Annotated in this window: 27 protein-coding genes; 16 read left to right on the plus strand and 11 right to left on the minus strand. The window is 34.3% G+C overall.

Annotated elements, in window-relative coordinates:
- Positions 1 to 295 precede the first annotated feature (295 nt).
- The gene (gene rlmH / locus Q1A60_RS20845) at positions 296 to 769 is read right to left on the minus strand and encodes a 23S rRNA (pseudouridine(1915)-N(3))-methyltransferase RlmH (RefSeq protein WP_299769682.1); all 474 of its coding nucleotides are present in this window, start codon (positions 767 to 769) and stop codon (positions 296 to 298) included.
- A gap of 166 nt (positions 770 to 935) precedes the next feature.
- On the opposite strand from rlmH, the gene nadC reads away from it, so the two are divergent.
- The 7 genes from nadC (at position 936) to priA (ending at position 7,704) form a co-directional block, all read left to right on the plus strand.
- Positions 936 to 1,796 carry a carboxylating nicotinate-nucleotide diphosphorylase gene (gene nadC / locus Q1A60_RS20850; RefSeq protein ID WP_299769685.1) on the plus strand — a complete coding sequence of 287 codons (861 nt, stop codon included), beginning with the start codon at positions 936 to 938 and terminating at the stop codon, positions 1,794 to 1,796.
- A 1-nt stretch (position 1,797) separates the two neighbouring features.
- On the plus strand, positions 1,798 to 2,730 hold the full coding sequence (locus Q1A60_RS20855; protein WP_299769688.1) for a YihY/virulence factor BrkB family protein: 933 nt from the start codon (positions 1,798 to 1,800) through the stop codon (positions 2,728 to 2,730).
- Between the two features lie 3 nt (positions 2,731 to 2,733).
- On the plus strand, positions 2,734 to 3,294 hold the full coding sequence (locus Q1A60_RS20860; protein ID WP_299769690.1) for a chalcone isomerase family protein: 561 nt from the start codon (positions 2,734 to 2,736) through the stop codon (positions 3,292 to 3,294).
- Positions 3,295 to 3,364: 70 nt separating this feature from the next.
- The gene (locus Q1A60_RS20865; protein ID WP_299769693.1) at positions 3,365 to 3,805 is read left to right on the plus strand and encodes a DUF2147 domain-containing protein; all 441 of its coding nucleotides are present in this window, start codon (positions 3,365 to 3,367) and stop codon (positions 3,803 to 3,805) included.
- A 147-nt stretch (positions 3,806 to 3,952) separates the two neighbouring features.
- Positions 3,953 to 4,495 carry a tail fiber protein gene (locus Q1A60_RS20870; protein ID WP_299769696.1) on the plus strand — a complete coding sequence of 181 codons (543 nt, stop codon included), beginning with the start codon at positions 3,953 to 3,955 and terminating at the stop codon, positions 4,493 to 4,495.
- Positions 4,496 to 4,540: 45 nt separating this feature from the next.
- Positions 4,541 to 5,083, plus strand: coding sequence for a tail fiber protein (locus tag Q1A60_RS20875; protein ID WP_299769699.1), 543 nt, complete (start codon positions 4,541 to 4,543; stop codon positions 5,081 to 5,083).
- A gap of 167 nt (positions 5,084 to 5,250) precedes the next feature.
- The gene (gene priA, locus Q1A60_RS20880; protein ID WP_299769702.1) at positions 5,251 to 7,704 is read left to right on the plus strand and encodes a primosomal protein N'; all 2,454 of its coding nucleotides are present in this window, start codon (positions 5,251 to 5,253) and stop codon (positions 7,702 to 7,704) included.
- Positions 7,705 to 7,913: 209 nt separating this feature from the next.
- On the opposite strand, the gene Q1A60_RS20885 is transcribed toward priA, so the two are convergent.
- Entirely contained in the window at positions 7,914 to 8,615 is a 702-nt protein-coding gene (locus tag Q1A60_RS20885) for a LytTR family DNA-binding domain-containing protein (RefSeq protein WP_089373490.1), read from the minus strand.
- A 287-nt stretch (positions 8,616 to 8,902) separates the two neighbouring features.
- Here Q1A60_RS20885 and rpsF point away from each other — a divergent pair, with 287 nt between their 5' ends.
- The 4 genes from rpsF to Q1A60_RS20905 all read left to right on the plus strand — a co-directional run bounded on the left by rpsF (position 8,903) and on the right by Q1A60_RS20905 (position 10,623).
- Positions 8,903 to 9,241, plus strand: coding sequence for a 30S ribosomal protein S6 (gene rpsF / locus Q1A60_RS20890; RefSeq protein ID WP_089373440.1), 339 nt, complete (start codon positions 8,903 to 8,905; stop codon positions 9,239 to 9,241).
- Positions 9,242 to 9,243: 2 nt separating this feature from the next.
- Entirely contained in the window at positions 9,244 to 9,543 is a 300-nt protein-coding gene (rpsR, locus tag Q1A60_RS20895; RefSeq protein ID WP_299679900.1) for a 30S ribosomal protein S18, read from the plus strand.
- Positions 9,544 to 9,556: 13 nt separating this feature from the next.
- A complete protein-coding gene (gene rplI, locus Q1A60_RS20900) occupies positions 9,557 to 10,006 on the plus strand; it encodes a 50S ribosomal protein L9 (RefSeq protein ID WP_299769716.1) in 450 nt (149 codons plus the stop codon).
- Between the two features lie 137 nt (positions 10,007 to 10,143).
- A complete protein-coding gene (locus Q1A60_RS20905) occupies positions 10,144 to 10,623 on the plus strand; it encodes a DUF6495 family protein (protein ID WP_299769719.1) in 480 nt (159 codons plus the stop codon).
- Between the two features lie 13 nt (positions 10,624 to 10,636).
- Here Q1A60_RS20905 and Q1A60_RS20910 read toward each other — a convergent pair whose 3' ends face one another.
- The 4 genes from Q1A60_RS20910 to Q1A60_RS20925 form a co-directional block, all read right to left on the minus strand.
- On the minus strand, positions 10,637 to 11,044 hold the full coding sequence (locus Q1A60_RS20910) for a hypothetical protein (protein ID WP_299769722.1): 408 nt from the start codon (positions 11,042 to 11,044) through the stop codon (positions 10,637 to 10,639).
- Positions 11,037 to 12,272 carry an ABC transporter permease gene (locus Q1A60_RS20915; RefSeq protein WP_299769725.1) on the minus strand — a complete coding sequence of 412 codons (1,236 nt, stop codon included), beginning with the start codon at positions 12,270 to 12,272 and terminating at the stop codon, positions 11,037 to 11,039. Before Q1A60_RS20915 ends, Q1A60_RS20910 begins: the two co-directional genes overlap by 8 nt.
- Before the next feature lie 11 nt (positions 12,273 to 12,283).
- Complete coding sequence (locus Q1A60_RS20920; RefSeq protein ID WP_299769728.1) at positions 12,284 to 13,699, minus strand: acyl-CoA thioester hydrolase/BAAT C-terminal domain-containing protein; 1,416 nt, start codon at positions 13,697 to 13,699, stop codon at positions 12,284 to 12,286.
- 143 nt (positions 13,700 to 13,842) lie between these two features.
- Entirely contained in the window at positions 13,843 to 14,235 is a 393-nt protein-coding gene (locus Q1A60_RS20925) for an endonuclease domain-containing protein (RefSeq protein WP_299769731.1), read from the minus strand.
- 278 nt (positions 14,236 to 14,513) lie between these two features.
- Here Q1A60_RS20925 and hisS point away from each other — a divergent pair, with 278 nt between their 5' ends.
- The 3 genes from hisS (at position 14,514) to Q1A60_RS20940 (ending at position 18,544) form a co-directional block, all read left to right on the plus strand.
- Complete coding sequence (gene hisS / locus Q1A60_RS20930) at positions 14,514 to 16,202, plus strand: histidine--tRNA ligase (RefSeq protein WP_299769734.1); 1,689 nt, start codon at positions 14,514 to 14,516, stop codon at positions 16,200 to 16,202.
- A 210-nt stretch (positions 16,203 to 16,412) separates the two neighbouring features.
- Positions 16,413 to 17,975, plus strand: a complete 1,563-nt coding sequence (locus tag Q1A60_RS20935) for an FAD-dependent protein (RefSeq protein ID WP_299769737.1) — start codon at positions 16,413 to 16,415, stop codon at positions 17,973 to 17,975.
- A 110-nt stretch (positions 17,976 to 18,085) separates the two neighbouring features.
- Positions 18,086 to 18,544 (plus strand): hypothetical protein, encoded by a 459-nt coding sequence (locus Q1A60_RS20940; protein WP_299769740.1) that lies wholly within the window; start codon positions 18,086 to 18,088, stop codon positions 18,542 to 18,544.
- Here the strand turns inward: Q1A60_RS20940 and Q1A60_RS20945 are convergent.
- The 3 genes from Q1A60_RS20945 to Q1A60_RS20955 all read right to left on the minus strand — a co-directional run bounded on the left by Q1A60_RS20945 (position 18,512) and on the right by Q1A60_RS20955 (position 21,090).
- Positions 18,512 to 19,750 carry a sigma-70 family RNA polymerase sigma factor gene (locus Q1A60_RS20945; RefSeq protein ID WP_299769742.1) on the minus strand — a complete coding sequence of 413 codons (1,239 nt, stop codon included), beginning with the start codon at positions 19,748 to 19,750 and terminating at the stop codon, positions 18,512 to 18,514. The genes Q1A60_RS20940 and Q1A60_RS20945 overlap by 33 nt on opposite strands.
- A 2-nt stretch (positions 19,751 to 19,752) precedes the next feature.
- Positions 19,753 to 20,100 (minus strand): YciI family protein, encoded by a 348-nt coding sequence (locus Q1A60_RS20950; RefSeq protein ID WP_299769745.1) that lies wholly within the window; start codon positions 20,098 to 20,100, stop codon positions 19,753 to 19,755.
- 579 nt (positions 20,101 to 20,679) lie between these two features.
- Positions 20,680 to 21,090, minus strand: a complete 411-nt coding sequence (locus Q1A60_RS20955) for a VOC family protein (RefSeq protein WP_299769748.1) — start codon at positions 21,088 to 21,090, stop codon at positions 20,680 to 20,682.
- A 206-nt stretch (positions 21,091 to 21,296) separates the two neighbouring features.
- Between Q1A60_RS20955 and Q1A60_RS20960 the strand changes: the two genes are divergently transcribed.
- Entirely contained in the window at positions 21,297 to 22,133 is an 837-nt protein-coding gene (locus Q1A60_RS20960) for a hypothetical protein (RefSeq protein WP_299769751.1), read from the plus strand.
- A 14-nt stretch (positions 22,134 to 22,147) separates the two neighbouring features.
- Here the strand turns inward: Q1A60_RS20960 and Q1A60_RS20965 are convergent, their stop codons facing one another.
- On the minus strand, positions 22,148 to 22,567 hold the full coding sequence (locus Q1A60_RS20965) for a hypothetical protein (RefSeq protein ID WP_299769753.1): 420 nt from the start codon (positions 22,565 to 22,567) through the stop codon (positions 22,148 to 22,150).
- On the minus strand, positions 22,564 to 23,304 hold the full coding sequence (locus tag Q1A60_RS20970; RefSeq protein ID WP_299769756.1) for a protein phosphatase 2C domain-containing protein: 741 nt from the start codon (positions 23,302 to 23,304) through the stop codon (positions 22,564 to 22,566). The genes Q1A60_RS20965 and Q1A60_RS20970 overlap by 4 nt, the downstream gene beginning before the upstream one ends.
- A gap of 163 nt (positions 23,305 to 23,467) precedes the next feature.
- Between Q1A60_RS20970 and Q1A60_RS20975 the strand changes: the two genes are divergently transcribed.
- On the plus strand, positions 23,468 to 23,932 hold the full coding sequence (locus Q1A60_RS20975) for a heme-binding domain-containing protein (RefSeq protein WP_299769759.1): 465 nt from the start codon (positions 23,468 to 23,470) through the stop codon (positions 23,930 to 23,932).
- Positions 23,933 to 23,975: the final 43 nt, after the last annotated feature.

A 23,975-nucleotide genomic window follows, 5' to 3' on the forward strand; every position in this document is an offset into this window, starting at 1 on the left:
AAGATTTTGTAACGGAAAGTTTATTTTAAAAATGTGCTAGAAATTACATTTTAAAATAAACAACCACCCTACTTATAGAGGTATTTTTTTACTAACGACTAACAGCTACCGACTATCTATGATGATAAGGTTCGCCTTTTAGAAGAAGATTTTGTAACGGAAAGTTTATTTTAAAAATGTGCTAGAAATTACATTTTAAAATAAACAACCACCCTACTTATATAGAGGTTGTATTTTTACTACCGACTACCGACTACCGACTACCGACTAATAGCTAAAGACTAACAGCTACCGACTATCTATGATGATAAGGCTCTCCTTTTAGAATAGTGAATCCTCTATATAATTGTTCCGTAATGAATAGTCTTACCATTTGATGGCTAAATGTCATTTGTGAGAGTGCTATTTTTCCTTGAGAGGCTTTATACACTGTTTCAGAAAAGCCATAAGGTCCTCCTATCACAAGAACTAACGTTTTGTAGCCGCCATTCATTTTTTTCTGTAAATATTGAGAAAATCCAACACTATTCATCTCTTTTCCATTCTCATCCAGAAGAATTAAATGATCTTGTGACTCAACTTTTGATAAAATCAGTTGCCCTTCTTTTTCTTTTTGTTGTGCTTCGCTGAGGTTCTTTGCATTTTTAATATCAGGAATAATTTCAATAGAAAATTTAATATAATGGTTTAGGCGTTTGCTATACTCTTCAATAAGCGCAAGTAAACGTTTGTCATCTGTTTTTCCTATACAAAGCAGTTTGATGTTCATGGGGTAAAAATACGAATTCCTATAATGGGAGTTGTTAGTACTTAGATTCAGGTTTCAGGTTTGGAGTATAAAAGTTGATTTTTTAAATTTCGTATTTCAACTTTATATTTTCATTATTCGTTATTTGTAGGGCTTTCCTTATTTTTACATAAACTAGATTTTATATATGATTTCTCAAATGCAATTTGATCAAGAGATAGAAGGTATCATCGCAAATGCTATACGTGAAGATGTAGGTGATGGTGATCACAGTTCATTGGCTTGTATTCCTTCAACAGCAACAGGTAAAGCAAAATTATTAGTAAAAGATGAAGGGGTTTTGGCTGGGATAGCTTTCGCGAAAGCGGTCTTTGCCTACGTAGATCCATTACTTCAAGTAGAAGATCGTATCCCAGATGGAAGTCGTGTGAAATATGGTGATATTGCTTTTTACGTAACAGGACCTTCGCAGTCCATTCTAAAAGCAGAACGATTAGTACTCAATGCCATGCAACGTATGAGTGCGATTGCAACCAAGACAGCTTTTTTTGTGAATTTATTGGATGGTACAAAGACACGCATTTTAGATACGCGTAAAACGACACCAGGCATACGTGCTCTAGAAAAATGGGCTGTAAAAATAGGAGGAGGCGAAAATCATAGATTTGCATTGTATGATATGATTATGCTTAAGGATAATCATATAGATTTTGCAGGTGGTATTACACAAGCAATTCAAAAAACAGTAGCCTATCTAAAAGAAACGAAGCGTGATTTGAAAATTATTGTTGAGGCTCGTGATCTAGATGAAATTGATGAAATTTTACAAAGTCATAACGATGTATACCGAATTCTTATAGATAACTTTAATTATGAAGATACAAGAGAAGCTGTGAGACGTATAGGTGATTTATGTCTTACGGAGTCTTCAGGAGGTATTAATGAAAAAACTATTCGTGAATACGCACTATGTGGTGTAGATTATATTTCTAGTGGTGCATTGACACATTCTGTATATAATTTGGATTTAAGTTTGAAAGCGGTATAAAATGGCATCGCTAGAAAACAAACTAGAGCGCTTTGCTATTTTTAGATTTTGTGTGCATTGTCTAAAAAAAGTAGTACTTCCTGGGTTTAAAGGGATGACTAGTTATCATCTTATCAAAACATATCTCACAGGAATTATACGTGGGACACTCTCAGCTAGAGCAGGTTCGATAGCGTATAGTTTTTTTATGGCCATATTTCCTACCTTGTTATTTCTATTGAATTTAATTCCTTTAATACCAATAGATGGCTTTCAGACAAAATTCATGGATTTTATCTATGAACTAATACCAAAACAATCACTAACATTTTTTGAGCCTGTATTTAATGATATTTCAGAAAACCCAAGAACAGGTTTATTATCTTTTGGGGCTATCTTAGCATTAATCTTAATGAGTAATGGAATTAATGCTATTTTTAGTGGCTTTGAAGGCTCGTTTAATGTAGATATTAATAGAAACTTTATTAGACAATATTCTGTAGCATTAGGAGTCGCTATTGTTTTGGCATTGTTATTGGTTACTACCATAACAGTACTTATTTATTTTGAGTATGTACTACGTATGTTAAGATATCAAGATATGATGAGTGATGGAACAGATGTGACATTAGTTTCTATAGGTAGTTATGTGTTTTTTGTTATTATGATATATATTGCTGTAGCCACATTATATTATTTTGGAACAAAAGAAGGGAGAACAAGTAAGTTTTTTTCTCCGGGAGCACTTATGACTACACTGTTATTTATGTTAACTACTTATCTTTTTGGAATTTATATAGATAATTTTTCTAATTATAATGAGTTATATGGTTCTATAGGAGCTCTTTTAATTATGATGTTATATATTTGGCTTAATTCAAACCTATTATTACTCGGATTTGAATTGAATGCAGCGTTACAAAAATTGAAAATGAATCAAACCCTCAATAAATAAACAATGAGAAATTTTATGTTAGCCTTAATGGCAATTTTTAGTATTGGATTTGCAAATGCGCAAACACAGGTAGGAGATGCAACACTTCCTAATCAAATGACACTAGAAGGTACAAACCTTGTACTGAATGGAGCAGGAATGAGAGAAAAAGTTGTTTTTGATCTATATGCAGGAGGATTATACCTTCAATCTAAAAGCAGCGATGCACAGCGTATTATAAACGCAGATGAGACTATGGCAATAAAACTTGATATCGTTTCTAAACTCGTGTCAAGTAAGAAAATGAAAAGTGCTGTAGATGATGGATTTGAAGCTTCTACAAATGATAATATTGCTCCATTAGCAGATAAAATAGAAAAATTCAAAAGCTTCTTTAGCGATAAGATAGTGAAGACAAATGTATTTGATATTACATATATCAAAGGACAAGGAACTGTTGTTTACAAGAACGGAACGAAGATAGGTGTGATTGAAGGATTAGACTTCAAAAAAGCACTTTTTGGAATCTGGTTAGGAGAAGATCCTGCAGATGAAGATCTTAAAGAAGGAATGTTAGGAAGTTAATAAAAAACATACTATATAAGAGTACAAGTACAGCGGACATTTGTCCGCTGTACTGTTATAGTATTTTGATATGATAAAAAGAAAAGTATTTTTTGTATTCATTTGCATTCTATTTTTAACGCTTAAAGGATATGCGCAAGCTAATGATGTTTTTGGAACTTGGACTACGGTAGATGATCAGACAGGAGAACATAAGGCGACTGTAGAAATATATGAGCGCGATGGTAAAGTCTATGGAAAAGTAGTGCAGATTACAAGAGAATCTAGTCGTAATAATATATGTGATCTTTGTGAAGGAGAGGATAAAGACGTACCGGTAATTGGTATGGAGTTTATAAAGAATTTATCTTTCAAGAATGGAAAATACCAAGGGGGTACAATAACAGATCCTGGTAATGGAAAAGTGTATCGATCAAAAATATGGATAGATCCAGATAATCCAAATAGGCTAAATCTTAGAGGGTATATTCTTTTTTTCTACAGAACGCAACAATGGATACGTGTAGAATAATACAAGTATAATAATCACTCAATTATAAAACCCCGTAAAAATACGGGGTTTTTTCTTGGTCATAAGTTTTAGATTTGGAGAGACGTCAAATACTTAAAAAGTATTTGAAAAAGAAAATTATTAACTAACACTAAAACACACACAATTATGAATCCATTTATTGGCGAGATTGTAATGTTTGCGGGAAATTTTGCACCTAGGAGTTGGGCATTTTGTAATGGGCAGTTATTACCCATAGCACAAAATACAGCCTTATTTTCTATTCTAGGAACTACCTATGGAGGAGATGGCAGAACAACCTTTGCATTACCTGATTTAAGAGGGAGAACACCTATTCACCCTGGACATGGTCCTGGACTATCTACGTATAGATTAGGGCAAAATGGTGGTTCTGAGGAACATACACTTACTATTGGTCAGATGCCTACTCATAATCACTTTGTAGCTAGTGATACGACAGCACACGTAGGTGATAACAATAATGAAGATGAACCAGAAGGAAACTTCGTAGGTACAGGACAAGTTTTTAGTTCTGCTGCTGCTGCTAGTGCTACACTTAATGGTGGTGCTATGACAACAGCTAGCTCTATGACTAACGCTGGTAGTGGTCAAAGCTTTAATACCATGAAACCTTTTGGTACGGCTAATTATATTATAGCGTTATTTGGAGTATATCCATCTAGAAATTAATCGCTACTTAATCAATTTTACTAACATTATTTAAAACAATATATTATGGATCCATTTTTAGGAGAAATTAAACTATTCGCAGGAAACTTTGCTCCAAGAGCTTGGGCATATTGCGACGGACAATTATTACCTATAAGCCAATACTCGGCTTTATTTTCAATATTAGGAACTACCTATGGAGGAGATGGTAGAACAACATTTGCATTACCTGATTTAAGAGGTAGAGCAGCGATTCACCCAGGGAATGGGCCAGGATTAAGTTCTTATCAATTAGGGCAAAAAGGGGGAAGAGAAACAATATCTCTTAACTTAGCAAATTTACCTTCTCACAACCATACGGCTACTTCTACGACTACAGTACATGTTGGAGATAATAATAATGAAGATGAGCCAGAAGGAAACTTTTTAGGTACAGGACAATTTTATAGTTCTGCTGCTGCTGCTGGTGCTAAATTAAATGACGCTGCAGTAACTACAACAACTACAGTTGGTATGCAAGGAGGACAACAAGCATATAACAATTTACAACCATTTTTGGGAGTACATTATATCATAGCGCTACAAGGAGTATTCCCAAGTAGAAACTAGAAATGATACATGCATATTTCAATCATTAGATTGAAAAGATATAAGGGGAAGCGGCCTTCGGGTAGCTTCCTTTTTTTGTTACTGTTTTTACTTTGTTTATAAATCGCATTCATATACGATGGGATCGTCTTACTTACTTCGTATTTTCGTTTATATTTTTCTAATAGATGCCATACTTTATAGACGCCATACTTCCTATTCCTGTAGAAAAAGCTTTTACGTATAGTATTACTGAAGCTGAAGCAAAGTTTTTACAAGCAGGTATGCGGGTAGCAGTTCCTTTTGGAAAATCAAAAGTCTATGCTGCATTAGTAAAAAATATACATACAACGCCGCCTACACTATATGAAGCAAAGGAAATAGAACATATTCTAGATGAGACACCTATTGTAACACAAAAACAATTTGAGCTATGGGCTTGGATGGCTTCTTATTATATGTGCACAGAAGGGGAGGTGATGAGAGCATCATTACCTAGCGCTTTTCTGCTAGAGAGTGAGACTATTATTAGATTACAACCTGAAATACTACTTCAAGACGAAGATTTACAAGATGATGAGTTCTTAATTTACGAAGCATTACAGCATCAATCTGTGATTAAAATACAAGAAGTCATGGATATCTTAGGCAAACGCAAAGTATTGCCTACTATAAAAAAACTATTAGATAAAGGGGCTATTTCTGTACAAGAAGAAGTATATGAGCAATACAAGCCTAAGCTTGTTACCTTTGTGCAAATACACGCTGATTATAAAGATGAAACGGCTTTTAATGAATTACTAGATTCGTTATCGAGAGCACCAAAGCAACGGGAATTACTACTTACTTTTTTTTCGCTTAAAGCGAAAACCAATAAACCCATCTCTACAATAGCATTGAAGAAAGCAGCAAATGCAACGGCATCGCAACTAAAAGCGCTTATCGCAAAGGGTGTCTTTGAAACCTATAAAAAACGAAAAGACCGTATAGTGTTTGAAGGAGAGACAAGCGCCACTAAAACATTAAATACGCATCAGCAAATAGCATTATCTGAAATACAAGAATGTTTTGAAACGCAAAATGTATGTTTGCTTCATGGAGTGACAGCATCTGGAAAAACAGAAATATATGTATCCTTGATAGAAAAACTGCTTCATACAGGAAAGCAAATTTTATACTTACTTCCTGAAATTGCGCTTACAACACAACTCATTGCTCGATTACAAAATTACTTTGGCGAAAAAGTAGCCGTTTTTCATTCTAAATATTCGGTACATGAACGTGTAGAAGTCTGGAATAACGTACTTAAAAATGCATCAAAAGCTCAAATAATTATTGGAGCCCGTAGTGCCATGTTATTACCGTTCCATGATCTAGAATTCATTGTGGTAGATGAAGAACATGAAAGTAGTTTTAAGCAATACGATCCTGCACCGCGTTATCATGCTAGAGACACAGCTATTGTGCTAGGTCATATGTTTAATGCAAAAGTAGTATTAGGATCTGCGACACCTAGTGTAGAAACAGTGTACAATGCTCGACAAGGAAAATACGGTTATGTATACTTAGGTCATAGACATGGTAATATACTAATGCCAGAAATTAACCTTGTAGATATAAAAGAAAAACAGCGAAAGCGAGAAATGACAGGGCACTTTAGCGATACGCTGTTACGAGCAATTACGGATGCGCTAGGTTTAGGTGAGCAAGTGATTTTATTTCAAAATAGAAGAGGCTTTTCACCTGTGTTAGAATGTAAAACCTGCGGTCATGCTCCCCAATGTCCTAATTGTGATGTGAGTTTAACCTATCATAAATATAGACATCAATTGCGATGTCATTATTGTGGACATCATATTGCTATGCAATTAAAATGTATGGCGTGTGGAAGCCCAGATTTGACAACAAAGGGATTTGGGACTGAACAAATAGAGGCAGAACTAAAAGAGCTATATCCAGATCATAAAATTGCTCGTATGGATTCTGATACTACGAGAGGAAAATATGGATTTGAAAAAATAATCACCGCATTTGAACAAGAAGAAATAGACATTCTAGTGGGAACACAAATGCTAACCAAAGGTCTCGACTTTAGAAATGTCACACTAGTAGGAATCCTCAATGCAGATAGTATGCTCAATTTTCCAGATTTTAGAGCACATGAGCGTAGTTATCAATTGATAGCTCAAGTTTCTGGAAGAGCAGGACGTACCGAGAAACAAGGGAAAGTATTAGTGCAAACCTATAATCCCTACCATCAAATTCTACAACAAGTTTCGGTTAATAAGTTTGATGCAATGTTTCAAGAACAGTTGCAAGAACGTCAAGATTTTAAATATCCACCCTTTTATAGATTGGTGCGCATTACATTAAAGCATAGAGACTATCAAAAGATCGAGGAGGCTAGCGTATGGGTCGCAAAAGCTTTACGTCAAGTATTAGGTAGCGATGCTGTTTTAGGACCTGAGACACCTCCTGTGGCTCGTATACGGAATCAATATAGACGTAATGTGCTCATTAAAATTAATAGAAAGCAAAATTTGTCTCATATCAAAGGGCTTATTGGTAGAGTACAAACAAGCTTTAAAGCCATTCCTCAATATCGAAGCGTGCGTCTTATTATAGATGTAGACTGCTATTAGTATTTATTTCTTATATGCGCTTTAACGCTTCGCTCTTCTGATGGTCCTTAACTTGGCTGCCGATAAGCAGGTCTCACAAATTCGCTTTCGCGAAACCTGTCTACCAAGAGGTAGGAGCGTACTCAGTATTTTTATTATATAAATTAAAGGCATAAAAAAAATCCGCTAATTGGGGGAGCGGATTTTTACTGTTGTAAATTGGAACTAATTTAAGCGGATAATGCTTCGATTAATTCTGTTTTTTTATGACGACTTAATGGAATTTTCTCTCCATCAATCTCAATATTTCTACTATTGTATTTATCTACCTTATCAATATTGATAATATATGATTTATGAATACGCATAAAACGTTCTGGTGGTAACTGTGCTACAAAAGACTTCATAGTAGCAAGAACCACAATAGGATCATGTACAGTAACAAGTTTTACATAATCACCTAATGCCGTAATATATTTTAACTCGTTAAGCATTACCTTTTTCTTCTTAAGATTACTCTTTACAAAGATGTAATCATCATCATCTACAGCTCCTTCTGTTTTTAGTTTGTATAAACTTATAGCTTTATAAACCGCATTTGTAAATCGATCTTTTGTTATAGGTTTGCGTAAATAATCAATCGCATTATAGTTAAATGCTTTGTACGCATATTTTGTTTTTCCTGTAACAAATATGATTTGAGGTTTATGGATAAGATCATCAAGTAGATCAAATCCAGACAAAATAGGCATCTCTATATCGAGAAATATAAGATCTACTTTTGTTTCAAGTAGACCATTTTTTGTCTCTATGGCATTATTGTATTCGGCTACGAGTCGTAAATTAGGATGATCACTAATCATTTTTACAATCGCAAGGCGTTGTAGGCTTGAGTCGTCTACGACAGCGCAATCTAGAATTACTCCTTCCACAGTCTTTAATTTAAATAGGTTAAGTGATACAATAATACTCAAAAAAAAAGGAAACACCAATAAAAAAGTGAATTTCGTCGGATTTTTATGTTTTTTATCGACTCCTGTAGCTCTAAAAAGTGAGAGGTATATGGCTGTAAGTAGTTTTGATTTAATGATTTATACCCTATTATAAGTCATGTTTTGTGAAAATATGGATGTTGAGGTCAATTTATTCATAATTATACTTTGCTAAATCAATAACTATACTTAATTTTGCACTCATTTTTAAATTAAAATCATTCTATATGAATCATTATGAAACTGTTTTCATCTTGAATCCCGTTTTATCTGATGAACAGATAAAGGAAACAGTTAAGAAGTACGAAGATTTTCTTAAAAGCAAGGGTGCTAAGATGGTTAACAAAGAGGATTGGGGGCTTAAAAAGCTTGCATATCCTATCCAACACAAGAAAAGTGGTTTTTATCACTTATTTGAATTTACAGTACCTGGAGAGGCAATCTCTGAGTATGAGCTTACGTTCCGTCGTGATGAGCGTGTAATGCGTTATCTTACTGTAAAATTAGACAAGCATGCAATTGCTTGGGCTGAAAAAAGAGTAGCTAGAAACAAAAAACAAGCGTAATTATGGCATCTTCTATCGAACAACAAGCAAAAGGAAAAAAAGACGGAGATATCAGATATCTTACGCCTCTTAACATTGAAACTAACAAGGCAAAAAAATACTGTCGTTTTAAGAAATCAGGTATCAAGTACGTTGATTATAAAGATGCAGATTGGTTATTGTCTTTTGTAAACGAACAAGGTAAATTGTTACCACGTCGTCTTACAGGAACATCATTAAAATATCAACGTAAAGTTAGTGTAGCTGTAAAGCGTGCACGCCACTTGGCGCTTATGCCTTACGTGACTGACTTATACAAATAAAAACTAGACATTCATGGAACTTATATTAAAGAGAGACGTTGAGAATCTAGGATTTGCAGACGATATCGTAACAGTAAAAAATGGTTACGGAAGAAATTTTCTGATTCCTCAAGGGGCAGCAGTACTTGCAACACCTTCTGCAAGGAAGGTTCTTGCTGAAAACTTAAAGCAAAGAGCTTATAAGGAGAAAAAAGTAATTGATGATGCTCAAAAAGAAGCAGATAAATTAAAAGATTTAGAAGTTAAAATTAGCTCTAAAACTGGAGATGGAGACAAGCTTTTTGGTTCTGTAAATAATGCAGATCTATCAGCAGCTTTAGAAAAAGCAGGTGTTTCTGTTGAGAAAAAATTCATTACAATCCCTGGTAATAACATTAAGCGTTTAGGTAGCTACGAAGCTTCTATCCGTTTTCATAGAGATGTTGTTGTACCATTTGCATTTGACGTAATCGCCGAAGCATAATTGGGAATACATAGTATTTAAAACCGCTTTCAACTTTTGAAAGCGGTTTTTTTATAGCTAAACATTTAGCCTATCTATTAAATAACTAGTATACGCTTTCGCGAAAGCGTATAAAGTGATATAAAATAAGGAATAGCATGCAATACGCTCGACTTACAAAAGAACAACTAGAAGAACTTCACCAAGAGTTTATTAATTTTTTAGCGACACAGTCTATTACAGCAGACGAATGGCAGGAGATCAAAACCAATAAACCTCATGTTGCCGAAGAAGAGATTGATGTCTTTTCGGATCTCGTTTGGGAAAATGTATTAACGAAGGCTAATTACTTGGAGCATATATCACCTAACCAAATGCATCTTTTTGAATTGCGAGAAGATAAAATGACATTGATTGCAGTAAAGATCAATAAAGAAGGTATTGATATTACTTCAAAAGAAGGATATCAGTGGTTACAGCAAAATTTAGGAGACGATACTGTGGTGTTTATGAGCGCTAGTAAGGAGTATAGCGAAAAACCTAATGCAGATAAATTTACATTGATTCAACAAGGTGCTGTGATCACTAAAGGTGATTTATATAACTGGTTTTCGAGGTTTGTGGATATTAAAGGGTAAGTAAGAATATCACTTATTTGTGTATGTAAAAAGGGTTTGCGATCACTTTTTTAAAGCTAACAGTATAATCTTCCTTATTTATAGGTGAGACTTTTATAGATAAAGAATCTTTTGTTTTATTAATACGGTACTCATACGTAATATTTGGAAGTACCGTATCTAGTAATCTAATTGCACTAAAATATAATTTTGTGCTATCTAAAGTCCAGTTTGAATTTGTTTTGTGTTCTCCTCCAAAAGATTCTGTGATTACAGAATCTTCATAAAAAGTAAGGACTATTTTATAGTTTTGATCATATAAGTTATTACTAACCTTATATGAATCCCATATGCCTATGAGTCCTGTTTCTTTTTTTGGAGAACTACATCCGAAAATAAATATTATGAATAGTACAGTAAGAAGTATAAATTTCTTACTCATACCTTAATGACTCTATAGGGTCAAGTCTAGCTGCTTTAAGCGCTGGAAAAAATCCAGAAATAATAGCAATACCAAAAGTAATTGAAGTTGCTGCAATAATAGCATTCCAAGGGATTGTAAATACAAAACCAGAGAAGCTTGCAATGAGATATCCAATCCCTACACCTAGCAAAATTCCTAATAACCCTCCATATTGCCCTACAATAATTGCTTCATATAAAAATTGAAAAGCAATCGTTGATTTTTTGGCTCCTAATGCTTTTCTAACTCCGATTTCTCGTGTACGTTCTGTAACAGAAACGAGCATAATATTTACGAGTGCGATACAGGAACCAAAAATGGTGATGAGACTTATGGCCCATGCTGCTACTCCTAACGCCCCAGTAATTGTTGCTATTTGATTTACTAAATCGTCGCTACGCCCTATTCCAAAATTGTTTTCTTGAACGGGGGATAACTTACGTATGTTTCTAAAGGCAAGAATTGCTTCTTCTTCGGCGCTATCCAAAAACTCAGGGTTATCTACCATGACACTCACACTGTAATTAATGTTAGGCTGTGTAAACATGGTACGTGCTACCTGTATTGGAATAAGCACGCGTAAATCTTGATTATTTCCAAAAGTAGCTCCCTTTTCTTCTAGAATTGCGATTACATTAAATTTGGTGCCACGTATGCTTATTGTTTTTCCAATAGGATTATCGTCTTTAAAAAGGTTTTTGTAAAAATCGCTTCCCAGTACACAGACACGTGTATTATTACTAATGTCAAAAGGAGTGAAATTCCTTCCTTTGTCTAGTTTGAGTCCAGAATTTTGGATGAAGTTTTCATTTACACCTACAACACGTACTTCAGGATCTGTTTTTTCATTCTCATATTTTACTTCTGCGCTACGAGTTCCTGTAAAAGAAATAGCTGTTTGCGCTGTTGGATATGAAAAGGTTTCTGCAAACTCTTTTACATCACGATATCCTATAACAGGATTGATGATTCTACGTTCACCTCTTCGTTGGTTTGTAAATTCATATCGCTGTATTGTTAAGGTGTTACTTCCTATAGAAGCAAAATCATTTGTCAATGTGTTTTCAAAAGCTTTTAAGAATGTAAGTATTCCTACAAGTGCTGTGATACCTATTGCAATAATAAGTACGGTCAAGATAGTTCTCAATAATTGACTTTTGATACTATCTGATGCAATACGAAGATTTTCTCTAAAAAGTGAAAACATAATGGGTTGTATTATTTAGTCTTTTCTATAATCCAGTCACTTAGTACTTTTAATGCATCTGGTGAAAACGTTTCTTCCAGTTGTGCATATTCAGAAGGACTACCTGTGGTGGTGGTTTGAAATAGATGGTTCAAATTAGGGAATTCTACAGTGGTAACGTCTGTATTTCCACCTTTTTTAACAGATTTTTCAATGTTTTCTAGATTCTTCTTTGAAGGAACTTGTAAATCTAATGATCCATTAATGGCTAATACAGGACAGGTTACTTTCTCTAATGTAGGTCTTGGGTCTGTTATAAGTAAGTATTGAAACCAATCAGAGGTAAGTGTGTTTATTTCACGTTTCATAAGATCTTCCTTTGTTCCTCCTTCAGGAATCATTTCAGGATTTTGATCTAATGCATTATTTAAATACGTCGTGAGCTCTTCTTTAATTTTTGGCGTATCTCCATAATATTCTTTTACAATACCAAACATCATTTCTTGCGCAATATGGTTCTTACGTAGCATTTCTTCATCCATCCCTTGTGCTTTTCCAATAAGATACCCTTGATCCATTAATAGTTCATCTCCTGGTTGACCAACACCTGCTAATAATGCTATAAAAGAGACTTCTTTATTTTTTGCAGCGATCATAGGGGCAATTAATCCACCTTCACTATGACCTGCAAATCCAATTTTAGAGGCATCTATATCTGGATGGTTTTTCAAAAAATCAAAAGCTGCTTGGGCATCAGTTGCAAAGTCTGCACTGGTGGCGCCTTGAAAATTTCCTGTAGATTTTGCTGTACCTCTATCATCATAGCGTAATACAGCAATACCGTTACGTGTTAAGTAATCGGCAATAACGAGGAAAGGTTTATGGCCTACCAACTCTTCATTACGATCTTGTGGTCCTGATCCCGATATTAAAATAACGGCAGGTAATTTCTTTTTTCCTTTAAAAACAACTTTAGGAAGTGTGATGGTTCCTGAGAAAGTAGCATTGGCTGCTGTATTTTTAAAAGTTACTTCTTCTTGTTTATATGGAAAAGGAGCTTTTGGTTCTTGAGGTCTATTAGGTGCTTCTACAGTAACCGCTTCACGAGCAAATTCTAATGGAAATGTTTGTCCCCCTTGTTTAAAAGTTCCTTTTATAGATGAATCACTATCTATAACGCCGTTATAAGTGATACCCATATTTGTGATTTCTATATGTAAAGTTGCATTTCCATAATTGACAGTAGTCATAGGAATTCCGAATGCTTTTTGATCAGGGCTATCCAAAGTCCCGCCATACGTTCCATCTGCTTCAGTGATATGTAATACAAGTGGGAGCGTCATTCCTGGTTGTACTTCTAAATTTCCATACCAGTCTCCTGTCGCGTTTTGAGCGAAATTAAAATGGCTGATAAGCCCCAATAAAACAACAAATAATACTCTTTTCATCTATACCCGTTTTTAATAGTTGTTTGTGATAAGACTATTAAGGAGTAAAAAAGTTACCAAACTTTTCAATTAATTATTTCATACCCTCATTTTTAGAAAAGAAATACTCTAGATAATCAAGTCAAAAATCAATTTCCCCAACCCTAAAGGGAGTGATTTTTTGTGATTGCCATTATAGTAGCCATGATTGTTTCTGTTACTTTGCTAAAGTTGGTGTTTATTTCTTCGTTTGAAAATCGTATTTCAGAAATACCATATTCATTGATTATAGCTGTTCTATCTTTATCGTATTGTTTTTTAAATACATGTATGCTTCCATCAATTTCAATAGATAATTTTGCTCGATGACAATAGAAATCTAATATATAGTTATTAAATGGGTGTTGTCTTCTAAATTTATAGCCTTCAGGTCGTTGTTTTAAATACTCCCATAGTTTAATTTCTTCTGGAGTAGCCTTTTTTATTAAGTATTTAGCAAAAGCAAACGTATCACCTTTGGCTTCTCCATGCATCCCTTCATTTTTTAAATGATCCATTCTCAAAAGTAAAAAATAATCGATAAGTTCTTAGGTAATTTTCCCTACCCTTTAGGGTTAGGGAAATGGGAAAATTGGCAGCATGTAATTTTTCTTCTTTTATAAAGTGTAAGAAAACACTATAAATACTAATCATAAACAGATTAATAATGTCTAAATTTTATGATATTTGCAGGCGCTTAGGCTCCAAAGACGCTATATTCAAGTATCATTTTATTTTTGAATATTAAAAGAACCAGAGCTAAGGACTAAAAGCTAATGACTAAAGACTAAAATTAATGGCACAAAAACCATCGATACCAAAAGGAACTCGCGATTTTTCACCGATAGAGGTCGCAAAACGCTCCTATATTATGAATACCATTCGTACGCAGTTTCAGCACTATGGATTTCAGCCTATTGAAACGCCGAGTTTTGAAAATAGTAGTACACTCATGGGAAAGTATGGGGAAGAAGGAGACCGTTTGATATTTAAGATTCTGAATAGTGGAGATTATTTAGAAAAGTGGAATAAACTTCTTATAGAAACTATAAAAGCTGCTGTTTTGTTTCATTATGATGCCGTTAAATTTAAAATAGAATCAACAGAAGAGTTAGAGAGTTATGATTATAAGGCTCATTTTTTTGACGAGTTTTCTAAACATATTAAAAAAGAAGGACAAAAACTTTTTAGTGAAGCAGATTTTTCTAGTGACAATCTAATTAGGGATATTTGGTATCTTCTTATGATACATACAGCAAATAGTTATCAAACAGAGAGAGAGTTTACCCAAAGAGATAAGAATAATTTAGATACTTACACTTTTTTAATTTTCGGAGATTTTTATTTTTCTTTAAAACCAAAGTACCTTACTGGATACATTTCAGAAAAGGCTTTACGTTATGACTTAACAGTGCCTTTTGCGCGTTATGTAGTGCAGCACCAAAATGAGATTGAATTTCCTTTTAAGCGCTATCAAATGCAACCTGTTTGGAGAGCAGACCGTCCGCAAAAAGGACGTTTTAGAGAATTCTATCAGTGTGATGCCGATGTAGTAGGTAGTGATTCGTTGTGGCAAGAAGTTGAGTTTGTACAGTTGTATGATGCTGTGTTCACTGCGTTGAAGCTAGAGGGTGTTACCATTAAAATGAACAATCGCAAAATCCTTTCGGGTATTGCAGAAGTTATAGGTGCCAGTGATAAACTCATTGATTTTACTGTAGCTCTTGATAAATTAGATAAAATAGGGAAGGAGAAGGTTGTTGAAGAGATGGTATCTAAAGGTATTACAGAAGAAGCTATTCAAAAGGTAGATCCGTTGTTTACTATTGCTGGAAGTTTTGGAGATCAGTTGGCAACACTTAAAGAGTTATTAGCCACTTCCGAAATAGGAATGCAAGGAATAGATGATTTAGTTTTCATTAATGAAGCGATAGAAAGTTTAGGATTAGAAAGTGCTACGTTACAACTAGACGTCACCTTAGCACGTGGACTGAATTATTATACGGGAGCTATTTTTGAAGTAGCTGCACCTGAAGGTGTACAGATGGGAAGTATAGGCGGCGGTGGTCGTTATGCAGATCTTACAGGTATTTTTGGATTAAAAAATGTAAGTGGTGTAGGGATTTCTTTTGGATTAGATCGTATTGCGTTAGTTCTTGAAGAATTGAATTTATTTCCAGAAGAAGCGATAGAAGGAACCAAAGTCTTGTTTATCAACTTTGGGAAAGAAGAAGCATTATACGCGATGAAAGCCATTAAGCAATTACGTTCTAATGGTATTACGGCGGTATTGTATCCAGATGCGGCTAAGATGAAAAAACAAATGACCTATGCCAATCGCCGTGAGATTCCGTTTGTGATTCTAGCGGGCGGCGAAGAGATGGAAAATAATACTTTTACAGTAAAGGATATGATAGAAGGAGAACAGGAAACTGTATCGTTAGAATTGTTGATTGAAATAATTTTTAAAGGTAAAATTTATTAGAGTTAGTTAAGAGTTTTTAATTATTTTTTGTTCGTTTTCGCAAAATAACTTGTCGGTAGACAGGAACTTATAGAACAGTATTATACATCTGAAGCTTAAACTAAACACAAAGAGTAGAGGTTTACTACTTCTCTCATTATAAATCATTAAGATTTCCGCCTTAGCTGGGAAAAAACTACATACTAATAGCTAAAGACTAACGATTATTTCATGAGTACACTCGTTCAAATAAATGTATTACCACATCAAGCTGAAGATGATGATTATATTGCTGAGAAAGCTTTCGCGAAAGCGAGATTAAGAGCAGACGATGTACGAGAGTGGGATATCCGAAAGCGAAGCATAGATGCGCGTAAGTCTCCCGTGAAAATTTCATTGCAAATTGAATTTTGGAAGCAGAACGAAGTACGAGAATCATTACCTGCATTTGTGCCTCAAGACGTGCATAATGCCCCAGAAGTAGCTATTATTGGTGCGGGTCCTGCAGGTTTATATGCGGCTTTGCGTGCCGTAGAAGGAGGATTGAAACCTATTATTTTTGAACGAGGCAAAGATGTACGCGCGCGACGTCGGGATTTGGCAGCTATCAATAAAGATCACATCGTAGATGAAGATTCTAATTATTGTTTTGGAGAAGGAGGTGCAGGAACGTATTCTGATGGAAAGTTATATACGCGTTCTAAAAAACGGGGGAATGTCTTAAAAGCTATTGAGTGGTTTGTGCATTTTGGAGCCGTCGAAGATATTCTGGTAGATGCACATCCTCATATCGGAACTAATAAACTTCCGAAGATTATTACCACAATGCGTGAGGCGATTATAAAAGCAGGTGGGGAAGTTCGTTTTGAAAGTAAACTTACCGATCTTAAAATTATTGATCATCAGATTAAAGAAATTCAAATTAATGATACCGATTGGCTCCCCTTTGATAATGTGATATTAGCCACAGGGCATAGTGCACGAGATATCTTCTATTTATTGCATAAAAGAAAGGTGAAAATAGAAGCCAAATCATTTGCGATAGGTGTACGTATAGAACATCAACAAGAATTGATTGATCATATTCAGTATCATGGGGATAGTGATAATCCGTATTTACCACCTGCATCCTATAGTTTAGTACAACAAGTGGATGGAATGGGGGTGTATTCTTTTTGCATGTGTCCTGGTGGGATTATTGCACCTTGTGCTACAGCACAGGAAGAAGTGGTAACCAATGGATGGAGCCCTTCCAAACGAGACAATCCGTATTCTAATTCTGGAATTGTTGTGAGTGTGACGCCAGAAGATTTACCTAACTATAAAGAAGAAGATCCGTTTGTATGTTTAGATTTTCAGAAATCTGTAGAACGTGCTTGTTGGGAAGCTGCTGGAAAAACACAAGCAGTGCCTGCTCAACGTATGCGTGATTTTGTAGATGGTAGAATTTCTAAAAACTTTCCAAAGACTTCGTATCAACCAGGGATTGTTTCGGTAGATTTAAATAAAGTATTACCTCCATTATTAGCAAAGCGTCTTAAGAAAGCATTTCTTACTTTTGGTAGAAAGATGAAAGGGTATTTAACCAATGATGCCGTGTTACATGCGCCAGAGAGTAGAACATCTTCTCCAGTATCGATTCCGCGAGATCCTGTTACCTTAGAGCATATAGAAATAAAAGGATTGTATCCTTGTGGAGAAGGAGCAGGGTATGCAGGCGGTATTATTTCGGCGGCAATTGATGGAATTAATTGTGTGGATCGCGTGGTTGAGAAGTATGATTTAAAGAATTAATTAAATAGGTATTACTGCACTTCATCTATAAATAATTACATTACATAGAGTTAGAAGGTTTTTATTTTTTAGATATTTTATTTTCAATAGAATGTACTATCTTGCCTGATATGGAGTCCTTAAATCCACATAAAGTAAGTAATCGTTTTCAATTAACGAAAATCATAACTAGTAAGATTGCCACCGTTTATTTTTACAACAAAAATATTCTTGTTGTAGAAGTAAATGAAGGTGTTAATTTATCATATGCTTCGGCGGCATCGTTACTTTTTAAAGGATTGTTGGTTTTAAAAAATAGGCCTTGGGTATATATTTCCCATCGCGTAAATTCGTATTCTGTAGTACCTACAGATTATGAATATTTACATAAGATTAAAACGTTAAAGGCGTTGTCTATTGTTTTGCCTTCAGGGACAGATCCTTCTACCACAGCGATAGAACAAATTTTTTGCAGAAAGCCATTTAAGCTATTCAATAACGGCCTGGAAGAGGCAATGATTTGGGCTGATAAAATGCTTAAAGATGAAGTCGATGATTTAAAGAATGAGCGCAATTCTCTTCTTCTCTAAATATTCTTTTTCTTGCTGATTCGTTACTAAGCGTAAAGCTATCTCAATATGGACTATGGCTTCAGCATATTCCTTTTGAGTACTATGATATTCTGATACTGTTGCATAATATAGATAGCTACGTTGGCCTAAACTCTCTGGATCTAATTGTTGCAGGAGTTGGTAGCTTTCGCGAAAGCGGGAATCCTGTAATTGCACTACCGCCATATTAAGCAGATGTATAGGAGTAGCTTGCAACTTATGTAGACATTCGTACCAATGTAGGATTGCTTTCCAATTGGTATCTTCAAATGTCTTAGCTTTCAGGTGTTCGGCGGCAATAGCAGCTTCATAATGATAGGTGGAAAACGTATCTGTTTCTACAGCTTTATGCATGGCCGTGTTCCCAAGATTAATAAGCGGAAAATACCATTTTGAACGATCCTGATGTTGTAAATCTAAGAGTTGATTGTCATGGGTGGTTTTTGAGTCGATACGAGCGGCATGAAAACACATAATAGCAAATAAGGCATACACTTTTGGTGTTTTAGTGTTTTGATGATTTAATACCATTTTACATAAGCGCATTGCTTCGGAGCAGAGTTCTTTGCGAACAATAATTTCTTTTTTTGTAGAATGAAATCCTTCATTAAAAATAAGATAGAGTACCTCCATGACACTATCTAATCGTTTAGCTAGTGCTTTACCTTTTGGAATTTGAAATCTAATATTTTCTTTTTGAATAGAAGCACGTGCGCGGCTAATACGTTTTTTGATAGTCTCTTCTTTAGTGAGAAGAGCTGCTGCAATTTCTTTACTACTAAAACCAGAAACAGTCTTTAAAGCAAAGGCAATTCGATCTTTTGGACTTAGATACGGATGACAAGCCGTAAAAATCATGCGTAGCTGACTATCCTCAATTTCAGTATCTAGAAATAATTCTTGAATAGCGATGGTATCTATACCTGAAGCAATATGAGGGACTCGTTTCTTTTGAGCGGTTAGTTTTCTAAAGAGATCTAAAACTCTATTTTTTGCAGCTTGAGTCAGCCATGCTTCAGGGTTTTGAGGTGTATTGTTTTTCCAAGAAAGTGTGGCCTTGATAAACGTATCTTGTATCGCATCTTCAATTGTTTCTAGATGCGGTAGTCCAAAAATACGTACCAAAACAGAGACCATCTTCCCGTAGTGGTGCCTGAAAAGATGATCTATGAGTTTTGGTTCCATACTTATTTATCAAATACCATGATTTCACGTATCTCTACAGTGCCTCCTAAATCATAATCTGGGAAATCCTGAGCAATCTCTTGTACGTGATCAACATCTTTGGCTTCTACAAGATAATATCCGCCTACAATTTCTTTTACTTCGGCAGAAGTAAGATCTGTGACGGTTCTATTTTGCCCAGAAACTCTACGTATATTTGGTGTAAGCGCATTACCACCACGTAAAACACCTGCTTTTTCCATTTTCTCTCCCCAAGAGAACCATTTACCCATACGGCTTTGTAATTCTTCGGGTGATAAACCAAGATCAGCATAATCAGCTCCTGTAAAAATCATCATAAATTCTTTCATAATTGTCGTTTTTAAATTAAAGATTGTTTACTTCTAAGACGAAGCTGTTTTTTAAAGTAGGGACAAAAAATAAAAATATTTTTTTAAAATATTCTTGGTACCGTCTCTTCATTCGATTTCTAAAAAATGTATTTAAGGTTACTATGATTCCAGATATATCAAATGGACTTATTTTGAAATGATAATCATTCAACCAAAAATGGCAACAATACATAGCTATCCAGTTAAGAGGTATCTAAAGTTATAGTGTACGTCTTGTGAGCCCTTCTAAAGTAATAGATTCCTTTTTTATGTACAAGTTTTGTAAATAGGCTTGTTATAGATCGATCATTTCAATAGGTACTAATAAATGGAGGTACTTATGGTATACTAATTGATTATAGTAAAATGTACAATAAAAGTACCTAACAAACGTTAGTTGCTTGAATAACGTAACCTATTTCAAAATGAAACATAAAGTAAACGTCAGATAAGCCCTAGATGTCACTAAAAAGAAACATGTTGAAATTTGTATAAGGAAAGCCTTCTTTTTTAGAAGGCTTTTTTATGTTTATCTCAGCATACGTAATACAATTTTGTTTATGCATAGAATGTATCTGAATCTACAACAATAGTTGTAAGTTCTACAGTATGTCCATCTGGATCTTTGGTGTAGATAGAATGGAAATAGATATGGTCTCTAAAAATATATTCTAGTTGTAATACTTCATATTTTTTTCTCGCTTTCGCGAAATTTTCCATAGTCACATGAAAAGCAAAATGATCTATTTTCACATTTCTGGTTGTAGTATCGATAGTAGGGTCATCTAATGTAGCCGGAAATAAAGCAATCCCAGTTTTACCTGCAAGCATAAAAACGGGAGAGTTTCCCCATTCAGGAACTATTTTTCTTTTGAGTCCAAGGACTTTCTCGTACCAAGAAGCAGATACTTCTATATCCTTCACACGTATGGCGACATGGTCTAAATAATCTAGTGTAAAATCACTCATAATAATATAAAAATAGGTAAATAATGTAATAAAAATGAATTATGGTTTTACCGTAGTTTTAGTACGGTTATTAGATGAATTAAAATGAAAATAGGTTTTTTGGCGATTTTTTTAATTGTTTTAACGATGTTTTTTGAATTTTAACATGTATTAATTAACGTTTAAAATGGGGTATTTATATTTAACATAACCTAATCTATCATATTATGAAACCCCAATCATTGATTATCACAATAGTGATTATGCTTTTTGCTTCAATTTTAGATGTTAATGCTCAAGTGGGAATTAATACCCCTACACCTAATGCAATGCTTGATATAAATAGTACCACTTCTGGAGTTGTCTTTCCAAGAGTAATACTTACCGCGACACATGTGTATGCACCTGTCGTAAATCCAGCAACTGGTAATGCTCCTGTTGAAGGGACAATGGTGTACAATACTAATAATACTTTTACAGGAACGAATGATGTATATGAGGGATTATACATATGGGACGGTACACAATGGATATCGTATTTTCCAAAAGTACAATCAGAATTGTTTGAACAAACACAAACAGACCCTTCTTTATTCGGAGTAAGAGTGTCTGCTAATGGAAATGCAACCGTATATGAAGATATACCAGGCTTAACTAACCGTACGTTTACAGCTAAGTATACTGGAAAGTATAAAATAGAATTAGCTCCTAATTATGGCCCAGGACTTATAAATGCACCTATTAATGGTGATGTAGATGTGGCAGGTGCTCAAGGCTTTTTTCAATTTACTTTTGATGGCGTAAATTATTTAAAATATGTAAATGCAACTTCTTTTTATACTACTGCAGACGGAGGAATGCCACAACGCTATTTTGCTATTTTTAAACAAGTAACATATATTATTTACGTAGACCTTGTTGCTGGACAGGATTATGATTTCAATCTTGCTTTTGACCAGATGGCAGACGATCGTTTGCTTAATAGTGGAGATTCTGGAGATGGAAGAGGTATTGTAGGAGTAACGACGCCAAGTTATATACAAATATCATATATCGATGATTAATATATAATTAATCATCACATTTTTCGCAATTCAAATTCACCCCAGTCGCCTTCGCCTGGTAGTTCGCCCATTTCCCATTCTCCTATAATCTCATCTTCGGTTTCATTTAAAAAACCTGTATGTTGAATAATTGGATGTTTTTTCTCAGGATTTATAGCGAGTTTTCCTTGTTCATTTGTGTAGTAAAGACATGGGTAGTGCATTGTAAAGCTAACTAAGTTTTTTTCTATAAACCCTTTTATAGAAGCAGGTTCATCAAAAAGATGTTTTGACTCTTCGTCTTGTGCAGTACCAGTAAATGATCCATTATGAAGATTGATAGACATCTTAAATTGTATACGTTCTTCCACCTCTTCTAATAGGTTCCCTTTCTCATCATAAATAGGATAGGTGAAAAAACCTACCCAATTCTGTATCATGTCTATTGTTTTCATGGAGTATTTATAATTCTAATAATAGCAAGATCATCAGTAACAATATGTTTCCATTGATCTTTTATAAAACGTACTTTTCTATCTAATAAGTTATCATGCTCAGAATGTGTAGTATCTTTTAAAAGATATTCAATAATTTCTGTTTCTGATTTTTGATATTCTTTATTTTCTAAATGTTTAAAGGTAAATATTCCATCTGTACAAAGCGATATATCTTTAAAATTTGAAACCGATAACTTTTGATTTTGATCTTCATACCAAATATCAAAATCTTCATATAAATGATATCCTATATAATCAGGTTTGTCATTTTGTTCATATTCATAGCTTTCACCATCTATATAGATTAATCCATCTCCAATGGTAATGAATTCTGCTGAAGCATTTTCTGTGTTTATAATTCCTATAATTACTGTAGAAAGTAACTCATTAATTTCCAACCCAAGTTGATTTTTAATCGTAACAGTTTCTGTTATTAATTCTTTGACAGTTTGTTTGAGAATTATTCTTTGATCTTTAGTTTCGTTTGATATAAACTCTTGGTAAAAATGATTTTTTGCAACCTTTCTTAGAATCTTACCATATAACATAGAGGCAAAAACAGATTCTGTTCCCATTGTGCATCCGTCAAGTACTGCTATTAATTTTTTATTTGAGGTTATTTGTTCATGTAGAAAGAAGTCTTCACAATGATGTATGTGAAATGCTCCAATATGAAGCGTAGAGTATATTTTCATTACCGTAAAAGTCCATATAATATTCTAGTTATACAACAAAGCTTCTATAGTATAGTTCCTGTGGACTGTTAAATAGAATGTTGACTAATTTTATTTAGAATAATTAAAAATAGTGTTGTGTATACGTACATATATTTTTATTTTTGCGCCTTAAATTCATTGTATGATTCGTAAAGTTTTAAAAATTGTTGCTATTGTAGCACTTATTGCATTGGTCGTTATTCAGTTTATCAGACCAGATAAAAATATAGGAGATTATTCAGACATCGCTGCTTTTGAAGCAGAGACTAAACCCTCTCAAGAAGTAAAGGCAATTCTTAAGAGTAACTGTTACGATTGTCATAGTAATACAACGGTATATCCTTGGTATGCAGAAATAGCTCCTTTTTCATTTTTCTTAGCAGATCATGTAGAAGAAGGGAAAGAGCATCTTGATTTTGCAGCATGGGAAAGCTACTCTATAAAGAAAAAAGATCATAAGCTGGATGAACTTATTGAAGAAGTAGAAGAAGGTGAGATGCCATTAGAATCGTATACATTAATCCACGGAAATCTTTCTGAGGAACAGAAAGAACAGCTAGAAACCTGGGCAAAATCAGTACGAACCCAACTGCAAAGTCAGCTATAGCAAGGCTTTTTAAACGCGTAACCAAAACTTAACATTCCTTATT

It is taken from the genome of uncultured Dokdonia sp. (genome assembly GCF_947492535.1).
GTDB lineage: Bacteria > Bacteroidota > Bacteroidia > Flavobacteriales > Flavobacteriaceae > Dokdonia.